Consider the following 6,053-nt stretch of genomic DNA (forward strand, 5'->3'; position numbering starts at 1 on the left):
CTGAATGCGTAGATCGATAGATAACCGCGCTTGCTCAGCGGCTGATAGCCATTGGCGGTGACCGCGAGCCCGGCCAGTGAAGCCAGCGCGGTTATCAGTTTCTTCACAGGTACGACTTAACCACAGAAGTTTTCGCCACTGAAATCACTTGCGTCACTGTAGTTTTGCCTGTGGATAACCGCGGCACGTTGTCGGACCGGTTGGCTATTGTTCGAACATGCGTGCTAGTTGTCGGGAAGAGATCGTCGAAGTATTCGACGCGCTGGAGGCCGACGTCAAGCGCGCCCTGACTGCCACACCTCCCATGCACTGGCCCCGGCAGTTCCACGGGCTTTCGCCGGTCACAAGGCCACCTCGACCAGGACGGCCAGCAGGTCAGATGGCTTGAGCACCGGAGAAGTCGGCGGCATAGACGGAGCGCAGCCAGGCGAACTTGTCGACCGGATTGTGCTGTGCGCTAGACTTATTCACGAGACTCCTTTCGATTCCTTTCGGTGGTGTTCTCCTCGCTGGCCCCAGGGGTGGTGTCCGAAGGCAGCAACGCGGCCCGGTGTGCTTACAAAGCCACCGGGCTGCAGTCTGTTTCAGCCTGTGCCAGTTGGCGTCTCGGCCAGGTGGTCGACCGGGCTTGGGACTATCAGTGCCGCAACAGAGTCCGCGACGGCGGGACTGATGTCCGGCGCGGCAGCCGCCAATGCGTCAACGGTCGGCGCTCGAAATAGCAGCCGCAGCCGTTCACGCTGACGGTCGGTAAGCGGCGGCGCGGCAGCGACGTTGGCGCGGGCGGTAATCGACGCTGCAACAGCCGCAGAGGTCGCGATGACGACGCTCATTGACAACTACCTCGCCACGGCCAACACCGACAAACTCGTAAGAACGGCACTAACGGAAAGGTACAAGGCGCTTGAGGGGCGCACACAGTTACTGGAGAGGCTGCGCTCAGGATTGCCAAAACGGCTGCGGGACGACCTTATCAAGCCACGTAACGACGCAACTCATGCCGGTCATCCGTTGACAGACGAGCAAGCGCGGATGGCAGTCGACATGGCAGTCAGCGTTGTCGAGGCGGCGTATCCGCTCGCCAGTCTCTTGCCTACCCAGTAGCGCAGGCCCGGCTGCAAAATGCCCTGGCCCGAGACCCTCCGAGAATAATCTCAAAGGTCTTGCCCGACATGGTCAGTTCCCCAACCGGTTACGGTCGATTGTCTGCACGAACTGGTGAGCGGCGGCGAGCCGCTGCTGCGCAATCAGCCGCACCTCCTCGCTGAAAAGCGCAGCGAAATCATCGTTTACGACCGTAGTCTCGGTGGTCAGTTCCACATGGCCCATCTCGGTTAGCCGGACGAAACCCGATGCCAAGGGTGCCAGGACGACTCTGGTCGCTGCCCCGACGGCCCCCCACCGAGATACCATTTGCAGATACTCAGTTGGGTTGTAGCCCAACGCTTTTGATGCTCGGACACCGTCGATGGTGACGGCCTGAAAGCGGCGCTCTAGATCGTTCATCAGCCTTTACTCTCCAGATACTTCTGAATCGCCTGGTGCGCAGCGGCTTTCATCTGCTCCTTCGACTTACCCTCGGTTGAGATTAGGGCGATCAGCCGCCGCTCGGGCCGGGGGGTGTTAGGTGTGCCGGTCATGCTGACCAGTGTAATCGCGGATCGGCGCTGGTCGCGGCAGATCCCGGCGGGGCTTTCCGCAGGGATTCCGGCAACCCGTGCGAAGCTCGACACATGATTGACAAGGACGAAGCGACACGCACGGCCATCGACGTGATGACGGCGCTGACCGACCAGCAGGACAGCACCGACTTCGTCTCGCAGCGGGTGGGCGAATACCTCGCCGGGCCGGACGGCGGCGTTGAGCTGACCGTCGGCCTGGTCAACCTCTGCGGCTGGCTGCTGCTGCGCCTGGCGAAAGCCGAGGGCGCGTCCGGCAACGCGACACCGGATGAGCAGCGAGCGATCTTGAGGGAGCTGGCCCTGCGGTCCTGGCGTCGTTCTGGCGGCGAGGGTCTAGCGGACGGCGGCGGGTCCGTTCAGCACTGAGCAGTCCAGGCCGAGGGGTGGCCCATAGCTGGTGTCGCCGCACTCACACGTCCACGTCAGGTGTCGGTCTTGGCAGGCGCAGACCGCCGTGCCGACCAGGACTCGGCCCGGTGTGATCGGGTGCCCGTTGCCGCACCGCTCCGGAGGTCGCACCATCCACGAGCCGTCGGTGCCGAGAACCAGATCGCCGACGTCCATGCGCTAGGTCTACCCCGGCGGCGAGACGACACGCCAGACCGCCCGGGTGCCGCTGCGACCCACCTGGACGGCTTTACGGGCGTGTCTTTGCAGCGACAGCGACGGCCCGGTGCTTGACTAGCCGACGGTGCTGCGAAAACGCCCCACGTCGGGGCCAGCACCCAAGCTGCCTGGTTTGGGGGGTTCCTGTGGCTAGACCGTGGTCCTACTGGACACGCAACAAGCTGGAAATATTGGCCGGGTACCTGCCAGCGCTTAATAACGCGGCTCGGATTTCGTCTCAACGGATCTACCTTGATTTGATGGCCGGTGAGCCCGAGAACGAGGAACGCGACACCGGGGAGAAATTCGATGGTTCGCCGATTGTCGCAATGAAAGCCGATCCTCCCTTTACTCAACTCCGATTCTGCGAACTCCCCGCTGTTGCAGACGAATTGGAAGCCGCGCTCAAAACGCAATTTCCAGGCGACAGCCGGTATCGCGTTGTGCGCGGCGACTGCAACGCGACGATAGACGACACGCTCGCAGAGCTAGCCGCATTCCGCTGGGCACCGGCCTTCGCGTTCGTTGACCAACAGGCAGCCGAAGTGCATTGGGAGACAATAAGAAAGGTCGCCGACTTCCGCCGGAACCGCCGCAAGTTGAAGACTGAGATTTGGATCTTGATGTCACCGGCAATGATCGTCAGAGGCGTACGAGGCACGAACGCTGCAAAGTTCATCGAACAAGTCACTCGGATGTACGGCAATGAGGACTGGAAGCGAATTCAGGCGGCACGGTGGCGAGATGACATATCTGCAAGCGATTACCGCGATGAGATGGTCAACCTCATGCGGATTAGGTTGCAGGACGACCTCGGATACCAATACACGCAGCGCATTCCGATGCACTTGCCCAACGCAGTGGCGGTTTACGACATGGTGTTTGCCACCGACCACTGGGCCGGAGACAACATCATGCGGTATCTCTACGCTCAGGCCGCACAGCGCGAACAAGGCATGATGCGACAGGCAAAGCTGGCAAGAAAAGAGAGGGCATCTGAAAAGCTCGGCGCGATGACCCTGTTTCCGGTCAGCGACTTACCGCCGGTTGAAGACTCAAAGGCCGGTGAGATTCTTTGGCAGCCGACACCAACGTGGGATCCGCGAACGAACGACTGGTGGCATGTCGAGCCAGGGTTCTAGACGCTGGCATTTCGTTCCACAGCCGTCCATCTAGTTGCCGCCCAGCGGTTTTCGGTGTGCGACCGCCCCACTGCTTGAAGAAGAATGACACGCCCGCATCGCTGCATGCGTCTCGGATACCGCGAACCCAATTGACCTCTACCGGGCGATAATTCGGCCCAGATTCGCCTCCCGCGATCACCCAATTAATGCCTTGCAGGTTCAGGCCTTCCAGCGGCCCGAGAAGTGGCTCACACGAGAGGAATCGAACAGCGGCAGGTACTTGCCGGAGATGGTCAACGCGGTACAGGGCAGATGAGTCCTCTACGGAGACGCCCATCCAGACGTTCGACGGCCAGTCGAGCTTGTCGGCAACGCGCAGCAGTCGCAGACTTCGCTTGGTGAGGATCTGATAGGTGTGCTGCGGGGTCGCCCGCATGACCTCGAAGACCTCACGGATAAACGGCAGAGTCACCTTTGCGTGGAACAGGTCAGCCATCGAATTCACGAAGACCACACGCGGGTTCCGCCAGTGCAACGGCTCGTCAAGCGTCCTGGGGTGCATCGTGACACCAAAGCCTGGACCGGAAGTCCTTGGGTCGCCGTCGTTTTGGTATTTGTCCGATCCCATTGCTTTGAGTCGCTTCGCCAATGTCATTGCGTAGCAATGGTCGCAGCCTGCCGATACCCGGTCACATCCAGTGACAGGGTTCCACGTTGCCTCTGTCCACTCAATTGCCGACCGATCAGCCACCGTTGATCCCTTCGTAGGCTCTGCCACGTATTCGACTCGTACGACATGCTAGTGGTCGGCCACGACAGGCTGGTCTAGGTGCCGTCTGCATGTCTACGTGCTAACAGGAGTGAGTCAAAATGACTCGGCTCTCAGAGGCTCTGAGAACCGTTGGCCGGTAGCGTTCGCCATCACATCAGGTTTCGTGCGTCCGGGGCCGCACAGGCCCGGGGATCGACCTCTGAAGCTGGACGGCCAGGCGGTTGACCGGATCGCCAGTGGACGCGCTGCCTGGTCGGTTAGGCTGCCGACGGCTCCGGCTCGGCACCGGGGCGAACAGCACGGCGATTCGGCTCGACAGGGACGGGCCTTGTGCGGAAGCGGGGGAACGAAACATGTTCGGACTCGGACTCACGGGCTGGCTCATCTGCCTCATCGCCGCCGGAGCCATTGCCAAGTCCAAGAATCGTGACGCCCTCGGCTGGGCCTTCATCACCGGCCTGCTTCCGGTCATCGGCCTCATCATCGTTGCCGTGTTGCCAGCGCTGCCGCCGTTGGCCCCAACCGGGATGCGCTCGGTGCGCTGCCCGAGATGCAATACGGTGCAGAACATTCCGGCAGCCGATACCACCTTCGAATGCTGGCAGTGCAAGCTCGTCAGTGATGCGGCAGGCGCTCGCGTCGGCAATGAGCGCCGACCACCCGATGACCCCGAAGACCTGCGGGATTGGCTCAACCGACACAAGGACAAGTGAAAGCGACCAATGCGGCAGCTTGCAACGCCCTATAAGCGGTCCTAGCGTCACCTCCGTGAGCACCGAAGACACTGCTGCATCCGAGCACGGCGCAGACGCCGAGACGACTCAAGTGCCGCCGCCGCCAGGAGACGAACCAGAACTAGCCTGGTCAGTCGAGGACGATACCGACGAAATGTCGACCAACTGGCACGGTCGACTCATGTGGGTCGGTCTCGCTGTGCTTGTCGCCGCCATAACAGCGGCGCTGGTCCTACTGTTGTCAACGTTTTTCGGCAGACACAGCACGAATAATGCTCAACCACAGCCGGTTCTGTCACCGTCTGTGACCACGACCGTGGCCGCCGCGCCACCACCGCCGCCTGTGACGGCACCCCCTCCGGCACCGTCTGTGGCTTCGGCTAGCCCCTACGCCTCCCTGGTGGGAAAGTGGTCAGGACACCACCGGGGGCTGACCGTCTCCGCTGACGGGACTATCGAGCTGGAGATACCCGATGACCCAGCGTGCCCCGCGTGCGCTGCTTTCCAGATGCCCTCCGCCACCATCCACATCGGCTTAACTGGCTACAACGGCAATGCAGACGGCACTCCTGACGGCAGCGGGAAGTTCTTCGGCTACGTCAAGGACAGCTCGGATTCCCGTGTGGTCCCTGCAAGCGTGCCTGTCGAGGTCGATGTGATGAATGCAAGCGACTACAGCTACCTTGGCGGCCCTCCTGATCACACCGCGCCAGGCCGAGTGGTCACCGTCTCGATCAATGGCGACCACGTCGGTACGAGGAACGAGGGGCATCAATTGGGTGATGCGGTTCCGTTCTGTGACGAAGCCTCAGCGCACAAGTCCGTGTGCGGAGCATGAGATAGGCCTGTCAATCGCTGCACCATGTCCGACAAATGCCCTACCAAATGCCCTATCGATCCCGCGCTACATGCGCTCACAATGTGCCGGTGCTATCTCCGATACGCCCGCATGGATGCGCTGAATGCCGCCGCCGAGCTGGCCTGCCCGCCCTTATCGCGGTGTGGCGCGGTGTGAACGTCGGTTCGGTGTTCATTCTGGACTTCTTTCTAGGGTGGTCAATCTTCGGCTATATCATCGCGCTGGGCTGGGCCATGCGACCGAAATTGGAGAAATGACCCATGGGGGCACTGAAAG

At 61.5% G+C, this 6,053-nt stretch carries 10 protein-coding genes; 5 read left to right on the forward strand and 5 right to left on the reverse strand.

What is annotated here, in order from left to right:
• Positions 1 to 584 precede the first annotated feature (584 nt).
• Positions 585 to 833, reverse strand: a complete 249-nt coding sequence (locus tag ACLP9N_RS19035) for a hypothetical protein (RefSeq protein ID WP_442374011.1) — start codon at positions 831 to 833, stop codon at positions 585 to 587.
• On the opposite strand from ACLP9N_RS19035, the gene ACLP9N_RS19040 reads away from it, so the two are divergent.
• A complete protein-coding gene (locus tag ACLP9N_RS19040) occupies positions 820 to 1,104 on the forward strand; it encodes a hypothetical protein (protein ID WP_442374010.1) in 285 nt (94 codons plus the stop codon). The genes ACLP9N_RS19035 and ACLP9N_RS19040 overlap by 14 nt on opposite strands.
• Before the next feature lie 72 nt (positions 1,105 to 1,176).
• Here the strand turns inward: ACLP9N_RS19040 and ACLP9N_RS19045 are convergent, their stop codons facing one another.
• Positions 1,177 to 1,506: a hypothetical protein gene (locus tag ACLP9N_RS19045; protein ID WP_442374008.1), complete on the reverse strand. Its 330-nt coding sequence runs from the start codon at positions 1,504 to 1,506 to the stop codon at positions 1,177 to 1,179.
• Entirely contained in the window at positions 1,506 to 1,640 is a 135-nt protein-coding gene (locus ACLP9N_RS19050) for a hypothetical protein (RefSeq protein ID WP_442408880.1), read from the reverse strand. The genes ACLP9N_RS19045 and ACLP9N_RS19050 overlap by 1 nt, the downstream gene beginning before the upstream one ends.
• Positions 1,641 to 1,733: 93 nt before the next feature.
• Here ACLP9N_RS19050 and ACLP9N_RS19055 point away from each other — a divergent pair, with 93 nt between their 5' ends.
• Positions 1,734 to 2,048 carry a hypothetical protein gene (locus ACLP9N_RS19055; protein WP_442374005.1) on the forward strand — a complete coding sequence of 105 codons (315 nt, stop codon included), beginning with the start codon at positions 1,734 to 1,736 and terminating at the stop codon, positions 2,046 to 2,048.
• Here the strand turns inward: ACLP9N_RS19055 and ACLP9N_RS19060 are convergent.
• Complete coding sequence (locus ACLP9N_RS19060; protein WP_442374003.1) at positions 2,016 to 2,246, reverse strand: hypothetical protein; 231 nt, start codon at positions 2,244 to 2,246, stop codon at positions 2,016 to 2,018. The two genes, ACLP9N_RS19055 and ACLP9N_RS19060, sit on opposite strands and share 33 nt — an antisense overlap.
• A gap of 188 nt (positions 2,247 to 2,434) precedes the next feature.
• Here ACLP9N_RS19060 and ACLP9N_RS19065 point away from each other — a divergent pair, with 188 nt between their 5' ends.
• Positions 2,435 to 3,430: a three-Cys-motif partner protein TcmP gene (locus ACLP9N_RS19065; RefSeq protein ID WP_442374001.1), complete on the forward strand. Its 996-nt coding sequence runs from the start codon at positions 2,435 to 2,437 to the stop codon at positions 3,428 to 3,430.
• Here the strand turns inward: ACLP9N_RS19065 and ACLP9N_RS19070 are convergent.
• The gene (locus ACLP9N_RS19070) at positions 3,318 to 4,163 is read right to left on the reverse strand and encodes a DUF5131 family protein (RefSeq protein WP_442373999.1); all 846 of its coding nucleotides are present in this window, start codon (positions 4,161 to 4,163) and stop codon (positions 3,318 to 3,320) included. The genes ACLP9N_RS19065 and ACLP9N_RS19070 overlap by 113 nt on opposite strands.
• Before the next feature lie 374 nt (positions 4,164 to 4,537).
• Between ACLP9N_RS19070 and ACLP9N_RS19075 the strand changes: the two genes are divergently transcribed.
• Both ACLP9N_RS19075 and ACLP9N_RS19080 read left to right on the forward strand, forming a co-directional pair.
• Positions 4,538 to 4,897: a hypothetical protein gene (locus tag ACLP9N_RS19075; RefSeq protein WP_442373997.1), complete on the forward strand. Its 360-nt coding sequence runs from the start codon at positions 4,538 to 4,540 to the stop codon at positions 4,895 to 4,897.
• Positions 4,898 to 5,426: 529 nt separating this feature from the next.
• The gene (locus ACLP9N_RS19080; RefSeq protein ID WP_442408881.1) at positions 5,427 to 5,756 is read left to right on the forward strand and encodes a hypothetical protein; all 330 of its coding nucleotides are present in this window, start codon (positions 5,427 to 5,429) and stop codon (positions 5,754 to 5,756) included.
• Positions 5,757 to 6,053: the final 297 nt, after the last annotated feature.

Source organism: Mycobacterium sp. (assembly GCF_052144515.1).
Classification (GTDB): Bacteria; Actinomycetota; Actinomycetes; order Mycobacteriales; family Mycobacteriaceae; genus Mycobacterium.

Bases quoted from the DNA above. Each gene is read 5' to 3' on its own strand.
- ACLP9N_RS19075 (WP_442373997.1), top strand. From the start codon at position 4,538: ATGTTCGGACTCGGACTCACGGGCTGGCTCATCTGCCTCATCGCCGCC.
- ACLP9N_RS19040 (WP_442374010.1), top strand. From the start codon at position 820: ATGACGACGCTCATTGACAACTACCTCGCCACGGCCAACACCGACAAA.
- ACLP9N_RS19050 (WP_442408880.1), bottom strand. From the start codon at position 1,640: ATGACCGGCACACCTAACACCCCCCGGCCCGAGCGGCGGCTGATCGCC.
- ACLP9N_RS19035 (WP_442374011.1), bottom strand. From the start codon at position 833: ATGAGCGTCGTCATCGCGACCTCTGCGGCTGTTGCAGCGTCGATTACC.
- ACLP9N_RS19045 (WP_442374008.1), bottom strand. From the start codon at position 1,506: ATGAACGATCTAGAGCGCCGCTTTCAGGCCGTCACCATCGACGGTGTC.
- ACLP9N_RS19060 (WP_442374003.1), bottom strand. From the start codon at position 2,246: ATGGACGTCGGCGATCTGGTTCTCGGCACCGACGGCTCGTGGATGGTG.
- ACLP9N_RS19080 (WP_442408881.1), top strand. From the start codon at position 5,427: ATGCCCTCCGCCACCATCCACATCGGCTTAACTGGCTACAACGGCAAT.
- ACLP9N_RS19055 (WP_442374005.1), top strand. From the start codon at position 1,734: ATGATTGACAAGGACGAAGCGACACGCACGGCCATCGACGTGATGACG.